Below are 14,541 nucleotides of genomic sequence, written 5' to 3'. Positions count from 1 at the left end.
CGGCACACACGAGGCCGCGTGACCACCCGGTGCCGGCGCTCCTGACCTTCTTCGGCTGACCGTCCGTCGGACCCGGCCCAGGGGCTCAGCCGCAGGTCCAGCAGCCCGACCAGCATGCGGAGCGGCGCGGAGGGTGCGCACGGCCCGGGGGCTGCTCCGCGGACCGGCCGTCTTCGGCGAGGGCGCGCAGTCCGGCGAGTTGGGCGCACAGCACAACGCTGATCGCCGCGATTTCCTCCGGCTCGGCATGGCCCTTCTCGATCCGCAGCCAGGACATGGGCGGGTCGTCGGCGGGGACGCTCCCGTCGGGGTGCGGGGCATGGCCGACGGCGGTACCCTCCCCGGCGGCCGTGCCCCCACCGGTGGGTGTGCCCTCGCCTGCGGCCGTGCTCTCGTCGAGGGCCGTGCCCACGTCGGCGGAGGCGTCCCCGTTGACGGAGGGGGCACCGTTGACAGAGGTGCCCGCGCCGGCGGGTGCGGCGGCGCCGTTGACTGCGCGCTCCTCGATGGTGCTGCCCTCACCGAGGGGGGCGGCCTCGCTGATGACGGTGCTCGCGTCGGTGGATGTGCTCATGTGTGGGGGTCCATGGGCTCGGTGGTGGTGCGCGGTGCGTGACGTACCGCCCGGCGGTGCGCGGTGGGTGTTCGGGCAGGTCACAGGGCCGACGCTAGAAGCACACCGGGACGCTGTCGCGCGGTGGGCCCGCCTGCTGCGCCATTCGGACGACCCGCCGGCGGCCCAGGCGTGATATCGGGGGCCGCGGCCGTGTTGCTCCCGGCCCTCACCTCTGGGGCGGCGAGCATCGCGCACAGGTATGTGCTGGCACACGGCTGCCGGATGACGCAGTCAGGATGGCGGGACCATGAGACGTGATCAGGCCGACGACGGGTGTGCCCCTCCGCGGCACGACGGACGCCGGGGGTTTTTGAAGTGTGCGGCGGGGGTCGCGGGGGTGGCCGCCGCGGGACTCGGCGGCCAGGCGTCCGCCGCGTCGGCGGACCGGCCGGTGGGCGGGTTGCGCGACGGCGGGCTGCTGCCCGACAAGGTGCCCTTCCATGGCCGCCATCAGGCCGGCATCGTGACCCCGCAGCAGCTCTTCGCCGGCTTTGTCGGCTTCGATGTGCTCGCCCAGGACCGCGACGGCCTGACCGCCCTGTTCCAGAGGCTCAGCAGGCGGTCGCGGGTGCTGGCGGCCGGCGTGAAGCCGCAGGACGAGCAGGTCGCCTCGGAAGAGCCCACCCCCGACTCCCTCACCATCACCCTCGGCGTGGGCGCCTCACTGTTCGACGACCGCTTCGGCCTCTCCGGACACAAGCCCCGGCACCTCAAGGCGATGCCGGCGTTCCCCGACGACCGGCTGGAGCCGGCCCGCTGTCACGGTGATCTGTCGTTGCAGATCTGCGCCCAGCACCCGGACGCCGTCGTCCATGTGCTGCGCGATCTGGCGCGGGAGACGGAGGGTCTGCTGCGGCCCCGTTGGCGTGCGGACGCCTTTCTCAACCCGTCGCGGCCCTCGGGTTCGCCGCGCACCTTCGTCGGCTTCAAGGACGGGATCGTCAATCCGGACACCGGCTCGGACAGGGAGATGGACCGGCTGCTGTGGGTGACCCCGCCCGACGGGGAGCCGGACTGGGCGCTGGGCGGCAGCTATCAGGTGCTGCGCCTGATCCGCTTCCACATCGAGAAGTGGGACAAGGTGCCGGTGGCCCGCCAGGAGAAGATCTTCGGCCGGCGCAAGGCGAGCGGTGCGCCCCTGGACGGCAAGCACGAGTCGGATGTGCCGCGGTACCGCGAGGACCCGCACGGCAAAAAGATCCCGCTCAACTCACACATCCGACTCGCCAACCCCCGCACCGAGAAGACCGACAAGTCCCGCTTCCTGCGCCGGAGTTACAACTACGACGCCGGCTACGACAGCAAGGGCCGGATGGACCTCGGGCTGGTCTTCTGCGGCTACCAGCAGGACCCGGAGCGGCAGTTCGCCACCGTGCAGCGGCGTCTCCGGCACGAGCCGCTGTCCGAGTTCATCACCCCGATCGGCGGCGGCTACTTCTTCGTTCTGCCCGGGGTACGGGACGCCGACGACTGGTTCGGTTCCCAGCTGCTGCAGAAGACCTGAGCAGGTCCGGCGGCACGCACCGGGGCGGCGCCCGAACCGGGCGCCGCCCTCGGCCGTATCCCGGGTCTGCCCACCGTCAGCGGCGCAGGAGTTCCGGGGGAACGGTGCTCAGCAGATCCGCGGCAGCTGCTCGCCCAGCGGCAGATCGACGACCCGGGTGCCGCCCAGCGGAGTGCGGGCCACGACCATGCCCGGGTGGGTCTCGACGGTCTCCCCGATGATCGTGGCGCCGGCGCCCAGGGGGTGCGCACGCATCGCGTCCAGCACGGCGTCGGCGTGCTCGCGGGGGACGAACGCCACCAGCTTTCCCTCATTGGCGACGTACATCGGATCCAGGCCGAGGATGGCGCAGGCATTGGCGACGGCCGACGGCACGGGGATGGCCCGCTCCTGGATGACGATGCCGGTACAGGAGGCGGTGGCGATCTCGCACAGGGCCGCGGCCAGCCCGCCGCGGGTGGGGTCGCGCAGCACATGCAGATCGGGGGTGACGGCGAGCATGGACTCGACGAGGCCGCCGAGGGCCGCACAGTCACTCTCGATCTCGACGCCGAATTCCAGGCCCTCACGGACACTCATGATGGCCACGCCGTGGAGGCCGATGTCACCGCTGACGATCACCACATCGCCGGGGACCACACGCTGCGGGCGCAGATCGACGCCCGCCGGGATCAGGCCGATGCCGGCGGTGTTGAGGTAGACGCCGTCACCGTGGCCCGCCTCGACGACCTTGGTGTCGCCGGTGGCCACCTCGACGCCGGCGGCCCGCGCGGCCGCGCCCATGGCGTCCGCGACCCCGGCGACCACCGGCATCTCGACGCCCTCCTCCAGGATGAAGCCGCAGGAGAGATAGGCGGCCCTGGCGCCGCTCATGGCAAGGTCGTTGACGGTGCCGTTGACGGCGAGGTCGCCGATGCAGCCGCCCGGGAAGAAGAGCGGCCGGACGACATAGGAGTCGGTGGAGAAGGCCAGGCGGACGCCCCCGAGGGACACCGCCGCGGAATCGCCGAGCTGGGCGAGGATCTCGCCGCCGAAAGCGGGGGCGAAGATCTGCTGGACGAGTTCGGCGGACAGTGCGCCACCGCCGCCGTGCCCCATGACCACGCGGGGCTGGTCACGGAGCGGGGTGGGGCAGGTCCAGCCGGAGATGTCGACGGTGGGCAGACCGCGGTCGGCCGGGGTGGGGCCGCCGGGGGTGGGGTGCTTGGTGTCAGGCAACGGGGCTCGCCTCCTGCGGGGTGGGCGTGATGCCCAGTCGGCGGTAGAGGTAGTAGGCGGCGCAGGCGCCCTCGCTGGAGACCATGGTGGCGCCGAGCGGGGAGCGCGGGGTGCAGGTGGTGCCGAAGGCTTCGCACTCGTGCGGTTTGATGAGCCCCTGGAGGACCTCCCCGCTGCGGCAGGCGGCGGGTTCGCGAGTGGTGATGCCGCCGACGGAGAAGCGGTACTCGGCATCGTGGTCGCGGTAGCGCTCCGCCAGCCGCCAGCCGCTGTCGGGGATGGTGCCGATGCCGCGCCAGGAACGGTCGGTGACCTCGAAGACATCGGCGAGCATGGCCTGAGCGGCCGGGTTGCCCTCGCTGCGGACGGCGCGCGGATAGGCGTTGTCCACGGTGTGTTCGCCGCGCTCCAGCTGGCGGACGGTGCGGCGGATGCCCTCCAGGATGTCCAGTGGTTCGAAGCCGGTGACCACGATCGGCACCTGGAACCGGTCGGCCAGTTCGGGGTACTCCCCCATGCCCATCACGCTGCAGACGTGACCGGCGGCGAGGAACGCCTGGACCCGGCAGCTGGGCGACGTCATGATCGCCTCGATCGCGGGCGGTACCCGGACGTGCGAGACCAGCAGGCTGAAGTTGCGGATGCCGAGCTTACGGGCCTGATGGACCGTCATGGCGTTGGGTGGCGCGGTGGTTTCGAAGCCGATGCCGAAGAACACCACCTCACGGTGCGGGTTCTGCTGGGCGACCTTCAGGGCGTCGAGCGGGGAGTAGACGACCCGGACGTCGCCGCCCTGGCTGCGCACCTGGAACAGATCGCGGTCGCTGCCGGGCACCCGGAGCATGTCGCCGAAGGAACAGAAGATCACGTCGGGGCGGGCGGCGATCTCCAGGGCCTTGTCGATGACCTCCAGCGGCGTCACACAGACCGGACAGCCCGGCCCGTGGATCAACTCGACTTCATCCGGCAGGAGTTGGTCGATGCCATGACGGATGATGGTGTGGGTCTGTCCGCCGCAGACCTCCATCAGGGCCCAGGGCCGGGTCACCGTGGCCCGGATCTCGTCGAGCAGCCGCCGGGCCAGCTCGGGGTTCTGGAATTCTTCGAGGTACTTCACCGGCTCGTCTCCCGCGCTCCGTCGTTGCGGGCGGCCGGGGGTGTGCCGCCCGCCCCGTCCCCGCCCTGGAAGGCGGCTGCCGCCTCCCAGGGGTCGCCGAACTCCTCCTGCAGCAGGCCCAGTTCCTCGAACAGGGCGAGGGTGTGCCGGGCCGATTCCTCGTCCAGGCGCTGCAGCGCGAAGCCGACGTGGACGATCGCGTACTCACCGACCTTCAGGTCGGGGACGTACTCCAGGCACACCTCCTTGACCACACCGCCGAAATCGACGGTCGCCATGCGGGTGCCGTCCCGTTCCTCGATGTCCAATACCTTGCCGGGTACCGCCAGGCACATGGGGCCTCTCCTCGTCGTGGGTACGTTGCGTCCGCCGTGCCGCGGTGCCGCTCAGCGCACCGCGGCTCCTGCCATGCGCGCCGCCACGACGATCTGGCCGAGCGCCAGTCCCCCGTCATTGGGCGGGACGCGGCGGTGGCGCAGGACGGTGAAGCCGTCCTCCCGCAGGAGGCCGGCGGTGGCCTCGGCCAGCAGGGTGTTGGCGAAGACTCCGCCGGTCAGGGCCACGATCGTCAGGCCGGTGCGCTCCCGGGCCAGCGCGCAGCCGCGCCGGACGAGACCGGCGACCGCGGTGTGGAAGCGGGCCGCGATCAGCGGTACGGCGGTGCCCGCGCGAAGGTCCTCGACGACGGCGGTGAGCACCGGTGCCGGGTCGGCGACGAGGTCGGCGCCCGTCGCCCCCGCCGGCCCGGCGCGCAGCGCGAACGCGTAGCCGGGACCGTGGTCCTCGCCCGCGGTCAGGGCCGCGGCTTCGAGGGCGATGGCGGCCTGGGCCTCATATCCGGCGTGGTGGCAGACCCCGGCCAGCGAGGAGACGGCATCGAAGAGCCGGCCCATGCTGGAGGTGGGCACACAGTTGAGGTGGCGTTCGAGCTGCCGGGCCAGCAGCGGCCGCTCGTCCGGCGGGCAGGCCGCCACCGGGGGCAGGTCCTCGGCCCAGTCGATACCGGCGGCACGCAGGTGGGCGAGGGCCATCCGGTAGGGACGCCGTACGGTGGTGTCGCCGCCGGGCAGCGGGACATAGGCGAGCTGTCCGAAGCGGCGGTATCCGTCGTAGTCGGCGAGCAGGATCTCGCCGCCCCAGACGGCGTGGTCGTCGCCGTAGCCGGTGCCGTCAAAGGCGACCCCGATGACGGGGCGGCCGTCGCGGAGACCGTGTTCGGCCATGGCCGCGGCGATATGGGCGTGATGGTGCTGGACGCGCACCAGCGGCCGGCCGTCGGTGTGGCACTGCGCCCACCGGCCGGAGCGGTAGCCGGGATGCCGGTCGGCGGCGAGGAGTTGGGGGCGCACCCCGGTGACCGTCTCCAGATGCGCCTCGGCCCGCTCGAAGGCCTGCTGGGTCGCCAGATCGTCCATGTCGCCGATGTGCGCGGACAGCCAGGCGCGGTGCCCTTCGGCGAGGCAGAGCACGTTCTTGAGGTCGCCGCCGGTCGCAAGCGCGGGCCGGACCGGCACCGGGAGCGGGACGGGGAACGGCGCATAGCCGCGGGAGCGGCGTACGAACAGCGGCTCCCCGTCGCTGATGCGGACCACGGAGTCGTCGCACGGAATGCGGATCGGCCGGTCGTGGGTGAGCCAGGCGTCCGCCAGGTGCGCGAGGCGCCCCACGGCTTCGTCATCATCGGTGACGATCGGTTCGCCCGCGACATTGCCGCTGGTCATGACGAGCAGCCGCGGCCCCGGAGGGTCGCCGGGCAGTCCGAGGAGCAGGTGGTTCAGCGGGGTGTACGGCAGCATGACGCCCAGGTCGGGGCTGCCGGGGGCGACGGCATCGGACAGCGTGGGGGCGCCCCGGGCCGGTGCCGGATGCGGGGTGCGGCGCAGCAGGACGATCGGGCGCACGGGCCCGGTGAGCAGCGCGCGCTCCTCCGTCCCCACCCGCACCAGGTGTGCCACATCAGCGATATGACGGGCCATCAGCGCGAAGGGTTTGTCCCCGCGGGCCTTGCGGTGGCGCAGCAGGGCGACGGCGGTGTCGTTGGAGGCGTCGCAGACGAGGTGGTAGCCGCCGAGGCCCTTGACGGCCACGATCGCGCCGTCGGCGAGCAGCCGCCGGGTGTCGGCGACCGGGTCGGCGCCGGGCGCCGGGCGCGGCGGCCGGGTGCGGTCGGCGGGGTCCGCGGTCAGCAGCCGCAGCCGGGGGCCGCAGTCATGGCAGGCGATGGGCTGGGCGTGGAACCGCCGGTCGCCCGGGTCCGCGTACTCCCGCGCACAGCGGGGGCACATCGGGAAGCGGTCCATGGTCGTCAGCGCACGGTCGTAGGGGACCGCGGTGACGATGGTGAAGCGCGGCCCGCAGTGGGTGCAGCTGAGGAAGGGGTGCCGGTGGCGGCGGTCGGCCGGGTCGGTCAGCTCGGCGAGGCAGGCCTCGCAGGTGGCGGCGTCCGGGGCGACCAGGGTGCGGGAGGGGCCGTGGGCGCGGGAGGGGAGGATACGGAAGCCGGCCTCGCCGGCCACGGCGATGTCCTGGCCGTCGACGGTCTCCACGACGGCCAGCGGTGGCGCCTCGCCGCTGAGGCGCTCGCCGAAGCGGGCCAGCGCCGCGGGGGCGCCCTCGACCTCGGCGACGACGCCCTCGCCAGTGTTGGTCACATGGCCCGTCAGGCCCAGTTCCGTGGCGAGGGTGTGGACGAACGGGCGGAAGCCGACGCCTTGGACGACGCCGCGCACGGTGATCCGGCGGCGTGCGGCGGCTGTGGGAGGGGCCGTCGCGGTGGCTCCCTCGGCCTGCCCGGTGGTCATGAGCGGCTCGGCGCCACGGTGTCGGGGTCGGTGGTGTGCGCAGGGCCGCCCGGCACCCGGTGGGCGTGGGTGTGCTCAGCGCCGTGCGAGTGCGCACCGCTCTGCGAGTGCTCACCGCCGTGGGTGTGCTCCCCGCCGTGCGGGTGGCCTGCTTCGTGGGTGTGGTCCTCGTCGCACGGCTGGCCGTCCTCGGCGTCATGGACGTGGTGCGACTTACGGGTCATGACCGGGATGTGCACCGGCGCGCCGTCACGCGCCGCCAGCGCCCGGTCCAGCAGCAGACCGTCTCCCTCACCGCCGCGCGCCGAGGTGAGGACGACCTCCACGCCCGGGTTGATGCGTTCCACGTTGGCGCGGAACTCCTTCTCGTCGAACGAGACCGCCTCGGCGATATCGGTCTTGGTGACCACGACCAGATGGGCGAGTCCGAAGGCGGTGGGGTACTTCAGCGGCTTGTCCTCGCCCTCGGTCACCGACGCCAGCACGATGCGCAGCGTCTCCCCGAGGTCGTAGGAGGCCGGGCAGACCAGATTGCCGACGTTCTCGATGAACAGCAGGCGGGTGTCCGCGGGGAGCCAGCCGTGGAGGTGCCCGCCCAGCATCTCGGCCTCCAGGTGGCACAGCCCGTCGGTGAGCACCTGTTTGACGGGTACTCCGGAGCGGGCCAGCCGGACGGCGTCGTTCTCGGTGGCGAGGTCGGCGGTGAGCGCCGCGACGGGGATGCCCCGGCTGCGGGCCAGGGTGAGCTCACGTTCCAGGAGCGCGGTCTTGCCGCTGCCGGGACTGGAGAGCAGATTGACCAGCGCGGTGCCACGGTCGGCGAGGTCCTCGCGCAGGGTGTGGGCACAGGCGTCGTTCTTGGCAAGGACCGCCTGTTGCAGGTCGACGACACGGCACATGGTTCAGCGCTCCTCGTGAGTCGGTACGTGTACCGGGGCGTCGTTCCAGCACACACTGACGATCTGCAGTTCACGGCCGGACAGCAGCTCGGCCGTGGCACCGCCGCAGCCCGGACAGCTGAGCTGCGGTGGCATGCCCACCGGCCAGGTGTCCGCGCAGGGGCCGCAGCGGGCGCGGGCCACGACGGGTTCCGTCAGCAGCTCCGCCCCCTCCAGTACCGTTCCGGCACAGGCGAGTTCGAAGGAGAAGGCCAGCGCGTCGGGGACCACCCCGGCCAGTTCGCCGACCTGCAGCCGGACACTGTTGACGGTGGTGGCCCCGGCGGGCCGGGCCGCGCTCTCGACCTGGTCCACGACCGCAAGCGCGATGGACATCTCGTGCATCGGTCCCTCTCCGGTGCGGGGACGACGGGTGCCGCTCGGCTTCATTAGACGGCGCGTCCGGAGGGGGGCCGGGGTGCCTCGCCGGGGCGGCGCGGTGGCGTACACCGTTCGGTGCAGCGCCCGCCCGTCACATGGACCGAATGCGCATATAGCGCTTGATGTCGGGCAGCACGGACTTCACGACGAGGGCGAGCGCGGCGGCGAGCGCCCCGCTCAGGGCGAGCTTCAGCATGGTGTCGTGTTCCTCTCACTGGTGTGCGGTCCGGCAGCGGACGGTGCCGGTTCCTCGGCGCCGACCAGCCGCAGGATGAGCTGTACGGCCTCGTCGACCGCGGCGTCGACGGGTTCGCTGAGCCCGATGCCTTCGCCGACATCGGCGGGTTCGCAGCCGACGACCAGGACGCGCTCCGGGCGCCGGCCGCCGGTGCCCGCGCTGAGGGTGTCGAGCAGCGCGAGCACGGCGTCGGGGGTCATGTGGTGCCCGTCCAGCGCGGTGGCCGGCGGGTGGGCGGCTGGGGTGGTGGCGTCGAGGAGGTACACCGTGCCGGGTTCACCGCCGCGCGCGGAGGCGTCCACGAGGAGCACCGTGTGGTAGCCGTCCAGCATCTGGTAGGCCAGGTGTACGCCCCGTACGCCGGCATCGACGACCTCGACGCCGTCGGGGAGTTGGTGCTCATCCAGCCTGCGGACGGCCTCGACGCCGAAGCCGTCGTCGCCGAGGAAGATGTTGCCGACGCCGGCGATCAGCGTCTTCGCGGGCCGCTTGGCGGCGGCTGCCTCGGGACTCACGCGTCCTCCAGGGGAGCGACTTCGTCGGGTTGGAAGTAGAGGAACCGGCCCTGCTCGCGCCGGATGTCGACGCCCGGGTCGCCCTCCACCGTGACCGCGAGGTGCACCCCGCCGTCGACGTCGTGCAGGACCGCCTCGACGTGCGCGGTGCGGCCCTGGAGGAAGAGGTCCTGGGCGTCGGTGCGACGCAGGCCGGGGCGCAGCAGCACCCGGCTGCCGGCGCCGACCGACCGCCCGTCGACGGTGATCCGGTCGCGTACGGGATCGACGCTGCGGTCGCTCTCCGGGTCCCACCAGGGGGTGTCCGGGCGGAGGCCCGGCACATCCGGGGCGAGCTCGTCCGGAGCGGCCGGGCCGGGTCCGGTGACCTCGCGCAGTGCCCGTACGGCGCCGTGCAGTCGCTCCAGCACCTCGGGCGGCATGGTGTCGGCGAGCTCGATGACCTCGGCGGCGCGGGGGTCGGTGCCGCGGGCCTCGCGCTTCTCCTCGTCGGTGAGGGCCGCGGTGCGCAGGGCCAGGATCTCGTCGATCTCCAGGGCGTCGTAGAGCGCACCGGGGCTCTCCGGGGCGATGGCCGGGTGGTCCTCCAGGATGATCGGTGCGGAGAGCACCACATCGGCGCGGCCGGACTCGCCGGCCAGCACGGGCCAGGCGTGCTCGTTACGACAGGCCGCGACGGCGCCGCTGGCCCACTCCGGCGGGTCGGTCATGGACACGAACGCGCCCGCGCTCAGGCCGAGGAGGAGATGGGCCCCGACCAGCGAGCGGGGCAGCGCCGCGGCGCGGTCGGCATCGGCGTCGTCCGGTTGCCAGGTACTGGTGTTCTCGACGGTCGCGGTCAGCCGGAACGCCGCGTACGGGCCGTCGAGTTCGCTCGCGGTGAGCCGGACCCGGCCGTCGAGCTCGGCACTGTGGCGCAGCAGGCGGCCGACGAGCTGTCCGTCGGCGTCGTGGACCTGTTCGGTCTCCTCACGCGCGGGCCGGGTGAACGGGACGGTGACGCCCTCGCCGGTCAGCTTGGAGACATCGGCCACGAGCGTGACGCGTTCCTCGACGCCCTCGTCCCAGGGGACCAGCACCCGGTCGGGCAGTTCGAGTTCCGCCACGGTCTCGAACCCGCCGTCCGGACAACGGCGTTGGACCGTACGCCGCTGTGCGCGCAGGAACCGCAGCTCGGCGGAGAGCCGTGCCCCGGAGCGGGGCTCCATGAGGCATTCGGTGCGCTGGAAGGAGTGCTCGGCGCTGCCGGCGCCCCAGTGGGGCGGGACGAGCACCCCGAACTGCCAGCGAAGTTTGTTCTTGGCGGCGGACGCGCGGTACGGGTAGAGCACATAGCCCTCGAACAGCACGGCGTCCGCCACCTGGCGGGCGGCAGCGAAGCGGTCCGCCGTCTCCTCGGGCAGCACGCGGGTCGTCACGGCGCGGTCCTCTCGCTGGCGGGGCGGGCGGCGGCGCCCGGGAAGAGCCGGGCGCGCGGCGCCGGCGGTTCGGTGCCGTCGGCGGCGGCCAGCAGCGACTCGACGGTCGCCTGCCAGGAGGGCAGGGCGCGCCGGGAGCGGTAGGCGAGCAGCGCGTCGAGGGTTTCGCGGGGCAGCCGCAGCCAGCCGCAGCCGGGGAAGTGCGTCTCGGTCATCTCCTGCCAGACGGCCACCGGCATCCGCACGGACGCTTCCTTGTTCCACGGCACCGGCTGGACCTGGAAGCCGCCGGCGCCGGCGAACACCGTGCCGGAGAACAGCAGCAGCAGCGGGACCTCGCCCTCGCGCAGCGCATGGAAGTAGCGGCCGACCGCAACGTCCAGGTCGTAGGTGCAGGGGACGGGAAGATCCACCTCGGTCTCGCCGGTGAAACCGGGCACGACGAGGGAGACCTGGGCGAATTGCAGGGGGTGCAGGGTGTTTCCCCACCGGGACCGCTCGCCGAAGAGGTCGGACAGCGCCTCGGCCTCGTCGGGACGGTAGCCGCGCCGGGCCGGTTCGATGCGGAGCTGGCAGCGCAGCGCGAGGGCGTGCACCCGGGCCGCTTCGGCGGCGGTGATGCGCAGCCGGAAGAGGAGGGTGGGGGCGGCGGCATAGCGGTCGGCGCGTACGCCGGTGCAGACGAAGGACAGCTCGGTCACGGCCGGTCGGCCCCCTTCGGCTCGCGGGCCCGGCGGGCGACCTTGGTGAAGAAGTCGCAGAGCGCGGCGCGTGCCTCGGCACCGCCGTCGAAACCCTGCCACAACAGGCGCATCCGGCCGACGAGTTCGTAGCAGATGTCGACGGGCACCAGATAGCAGTCGATGCGGCCCTCGGAGCGGCGCAGCAGCAGCGCCTCCACATCGGGCCGGAGGAGGGCCGCCAGCCGGCTGGCGGAGAGCACGGTCTGCCAGGTCGACGCGTCGAGTTCGCTCTCGGTGGCGCCGGCCGGGCTGGGGTAGAGGGCGGCCAGCCGGTCCTGGTCGGCGTTGCGCAGGAAGAAGGCGACACCGACGGGGATCTGGAGTTGGTCCCAGGCCGCGTCGTCGAGGGTGTGGCCGGGGTCGACGAGATAGCGGTCGGGGACCGTACGGAACTGTCCCGTGCCGGCGCCGGGCCGGTCGAAGAGCAGCGCGCACGGGGTGCAGGCACAGGCCAGCGCACGGCGTTCGGTGTCGACCAGGTGGCGGTGGTTGTGTTCGGCGAGCACCACGGCGCACAGTTCGCAGCGTTCGGGAGCGGCCGGCACCGGTGCCCGGAAGCGGCGCAGGCCGCGGTGGGCGGGCGGCGGTCCGAGGCGCGGGGGTGCCGCCGGCCGGCCGCTCACGAGGCGGTGGCGGCGGTCGGCGGGCGACGGGAGATCTGCAGCAGCGCCGGCTCGGCCCGGTCGCCTGCCGCCTCCCACCGCATCGAGGTCACCTCGGGCGCGAAGCAGGACACCGCGGCCTCGACGGCCTGTTGGGCCCGCTGGTCGGTGCTCGGGCAGCCGCAGCCGCCGGAGTCGCCGGAACGCAGCCGCAGCGTTCCGGTGTCCGCGTCGAACTCCGCGACCTCGGCGGGATGTTGACGGCGCACGCTGTCCAGGGCGCGGCCGATCCGGGCCGCGGTGTCCTCGGGGTGCAGATCGTGCAGTACCAGCAGGCTGGTCACCAGCTCGTCGCGCAGCAGCGCCGCCCCGGGGCCGCTGTCGTCCGTGCCGCTGCCCAGGAGGTGCACGATCCGGGCGAGTCCCGCGCCGTAATAGTCCATCAGGACCCGGACGAGCTCCTCGGCGGCGGCGCTCGCCTCGCGGTCGTCACGCTGCGCGAGGCGGTCCAGCACCTCTTCCACGCGCCGGCCGGTGGCCTCGGCGTTCGGCACGGCGGCGGACTGCGGTGCGGCGGACTGCGCCGTGGTGGCCGGCGCCGTGGTGGCCCCGGCGCTCATCCGGAGAGCCCGCTCAGACCGGTGGGCACATGCATCTTCTGCACGGACTGCCCGTTGCCGACGTACATGTGGACGCCGCAGGGCAGACACGGGTCGAAGCTGCGCACCGCCCGCATGATGTCGATGCCCTTGAAGTTCTCCGGGGAGTTCTCTTCGAAGATCGGGGTGTTCTGGACGGCGTCCTCGTACGGGCCGGGGGTGCCGTAGGTGTCCCGGGTGCTGGCGTTCCACGGGGTCGGCGGATACGGGTGGTAGTTGGCGATCTTCCCGTCCCGGATGACCATGTGGTGCGAGAGGACACCGCGCACCGCCTCGGTGAAGCCACAGCCGATGGACTCGTCGGGGACCTCGAACTTCTCCCAGGTCTGGGTGCGTCCGGCGCGGACCTCCTCCAGACCCTGCTCAGCGAAGTGCAGCGCCATGGCGGCGGTGTAGGCCTGGAAGTAGGTGCGGGCCCGGTTGCGCTCCAGCGCGTTGCTCCACTTGGGGATCTTCCACTCGAAGCGGGCCGCGGGCCGGGTCATGGAGCGGGGCAGGTCGATGGTGACGCTGTGGCCGGTGGACTTCACGTACGGGGTGTCCACGAGCCCGGACAGCGCGGTGGACCACAGCCGGGCGATCGGGCCGCCACCGGTGTCCAGGGCCAGATGCTCCTTGCCGTCGAACCAGCGCGGGGACATCACCCAGCTGTACTTGTCGTTGAAGTCCCGCTTCTGCGGCGCGGGGATGGTGTGCTGGTTCCACGGGTGGCGCGGGTCGACGGGGTTGCCGAGCGGGTCGTGGGTGACGAACAGTTCCTGGCCTTCCCAGTCCTGGTAGTAGGAGCTGCCCAGCAGGATCCGGATGCCCAGGTTGATCTCGGTGAGGTCGTTGGTGACCAGCTTGCCGTCGACGATGATGCCCGGGGTGACGAACATCTTCCGTCCCCAGTCCGTCATGTTGCGATAGGTGAAGTCGCAGTGGTCCGGGTCATTGAGCGCGCCCCAGCAGCCCAGCAGGACGCGTCGGCGGCCGACCTCCTCGTACCCGGGCAGCGCCTCGTAGAAGAAGTCGAACAGGTCGTCATGGAGCGGGACGACCCGCTTCATGAACTCGACGTAGCGCATCAGCCGGCTGAGGTAGTCGGTGAACAGCTGGACGCTGGCGATGGTGCCGACACCGCCCGGGTAGAGCGTGGAGGGGTGCACATGGCGGCCCTCCATGAGGCAGAACATCTCCCGGGTGTAGCGGCTGACCTGGAGGGCCTCGCGGTAGAACTCGCCCTCGATGGGATTGAGGGAGGTCATGATGTCGGCGATGGTGCGGTAGCCGTGGTCGCCCGCGTGCGGGGCTTCGGTGCGCTGGGCGAGCTCCCACACACCGGGGTTGGTCTCGCGGACCATCTTCTCGCAGTAGTCGACCCCGACCAGGTTCTCCTGGAAAATGTTGTGGTCGAACATGTACTCGGCGGACTCGCCGAGGTTGATGATCCACTCCCCCAGGTGCGGGGGCTTCACCCCGTAGGCCATGTTCTGCGTGTACACCGAGCAGGTGGCGTGGTTGTCACCGCAGATGCCGCAGATGCGGCTGGTGATGAAGTGCGCGTCACGCGGGTCCTTGCCCCGCATGAAGACGCTGTAGCCACGGAAGACGGACGAGGTGCTGTAGCACTCGGCCACCCGCTTCTGCTTGAAGTCGATCTTGGTGTGGATGCCGAGGCTGCCCACGATCCGGGTGATCGGATCCCAGGACATCTCCGTCAGACCGCTGCCGTCGGCCGCCTTCGTTCTCGGTGCCATCGTGAGTGCCGTGCCCTTCTTTTGCGCGCGGAGGTGGGGTCGGACGGAGGGT

At 72.3% G+C, this 14,541-nt stretch carries 14 protein-coding genes; 1 reads left to right on the top strand and 13 read right to left on the bottom strand.

Features of this window, described 5'->3' with window-relative positions:
• Positions 1-85: 85 nt before the first annotated feature.
• Entirely contained in the window at positions 86-574 is a 489-nt protein-coding gene (locus AB0C46_RS00145; RefSeq protein WP_362824460.1) for a hypothetical protein, read from the bottom strand.
• Positions 575-863: 289 nt separating this feature from the next.
• Between AB0C46_RS00145 and efeB the strand changes: the two genes are divergently transcribed.
• On the top strand, positions 864-2,120 hold the full coding sequence (gene efeB, locus AB0C46_RS00140; protein WP_362824458.1) for an iron uptake transporter deferrochelatase/peroxidase subunit: 1,257 nt from the start codon (positions 864-866) through the stop codon (positions 2,118-2,120).
• A 108-nt stretch (positions 2,121-2,228) separates the two neighbouring features.
• Here efeB and hypE read toward each other — a convergent pair whose 3' ends face one another.
• From hypE to AB0C46_RS00080, 12 genes are all read right to left on the bottom strand, one after another.
• Positions 2,229-3,284: a hydrogenase expression/formation protein HypE gene (hypE, locus tag AB0C46_RS00135; RefSeq protein WP_362825133.1), complete on the bottom strand. Its 1,056-nt coding sequence runs from the start codon at positions 3,282-3,284 to the stop codon at positions 2,229-2,231.
• Between the two features lie 46 nt (positions 3,285-3,330).
• A complete protein-coding gene (hypD, locus tag AB0C46_RS00130; RefSeq protein ID WP_362824457.1) occupies positions 3,331-4,455 on the bottom strand; it encodes a hydrogenase formation protein HypD in 1,125 nt (374 codons plus the stop codon).
• Positions 4,452-4,790: a HypC/HybG/HupF family hydrogenase formation chaperone gene (locus AB0C46_RS00125; protein ID WP_362824455.1), complete on the bottom strand. Its 339-nt coding sequence runs from the start codon at positions 4,788-4,790 to the stop codon at positions 4,452-4,454. The genes hypD and AB0C46_RS00125 overlap by 4 nt, the downstream gene beginning before the upstream one ends.
• Before the next feature lie 51 nt (positions 4,791-4,841).
• Positions 4,842-7,256: a carbamoyltransferase HypF gene (gene hypF / locus AB0C46_RS00120; protein ID WP_362824453.1), complete on the bottom strand. Its 2,415-nt coding sequence runs from the start codon at positions 7,254-7,256 to the stop codon at positions 4,842-4,844.
• Positions 7,253-8,155, bottom strand: coding sequence for a hydrogenase nickel incorporation protein HypB (gene hypB / locus AB0C46_RS00115; RefSeq protein WP_362824452.1), 903 nt, complete (start codon positions 8,153-8,155; stop codon positions 7,253-7,255). Before hypB ends, hypF begins: the two co-directional genes overlap by 4 nt.
• Positions 8,156-8,158: 3 nt before the next feature.
• Positions 8,159-8,539, bottom strand: coding sequence for a hydrogenase maturation nickel metallochaperone HypA (locus AB0C46_RS00110; RefSeq protein ID WP_362824451.1), 381 nt, complete (start codon positions 8,537-8,539; stop codon positions 8,159-8,161).
• 225 nt (positions 8,540-8,764) lie between these two features.
• Entirely contained in the window at positions 8,765-9,328 is a 564-nt protein-coding gene (locus AB0C46_RS00105; protein ID WP_362824450.1) for a hydrogenase maturation protease, read from the bottom strand.
• Positions 9,325-10,746 carry a hypothetical protein gene (locus AB0C46_RS00100; protein WP_362824449.1) on the bottom strand — a complete coding sequence of 474 codons (1,422 nt, stop codon included), beginning with the start codon at positions 10,744-10,746 and terminating at the stop codon, positions 9,325-9,327. Before AB0C46_RS00100 ends, AB0C46_RS00105 begins: the two co-directional genes overlap by 4 nt.
• Positions 10,743-11,447 (bottom strand): DUF6084 family protein, encoded by a 705-nt coding sequence (locus tag AB0C46_RS00095; protein ID WP_362824448.1) that lies wholly within the window; start codon positions 11,445-11,447, stop codon positions 10,743-10,745. The genes AB0C46_RS00100 and AB0C46_RS00095 overlap by 4 nt, the downstream gene beginning before the upstream one ends.
• A complete protein-coding gene (locus tag AB0C46_RS00090) occupies positions 11,444-12,055 on the bottom strand; it encodes a DUF5947 family protein (RefSeq protein ID WP_362825131.1) in 612 nt (203 codons plus the stop codon). The genes AB0C46_RS00095 and AB0C46_RS00090 overlap by 4 nt, the downstream gene beginning before the upstream one ends.
• A gap of 53 nt (positions 12,056-12,108) precedes the next feature.
• On the bottom strand, positions 12,109-12,711 hold the full coding sequence (locus AB0C46_RS00085) for a hypothetical protein (protein ID WP_362824446.1): 603 nt from the start codon (positions 12,709-12,711) through the stop codon (positions 12,109-12,111).
• Positions 12,708-14,489, bottom strand: coding sequence for a nickel-dependent hydrogenase large subunit (locus AB0C46_RS00080; protein ID WP_362824445.1), 1,782 nt, complete (start codon positions 14,487-14,489; stop codon positions 12,708-12,710). The genes AB0C46_RS00085 and AB0C46_RS00080 overlap by 4 nt, the downstream gene beginning before the upstream one ends.
• Positions 14,490-14,541 lie beyond the last annotated feature (52 nt).

The sequence above is a fragment of the Streptomyces sp. NPDC048637 genome (genome assembly GCF_040650675.1).
Classification (GTDB): Bacteria; Actinomycetota; Actinomycetes; order Streptomycetales; family Streptomycetaceae; genus Streptomyces.
This window is presented reverse-complemented; position numbering and strand designations above follow the sequence as displayed.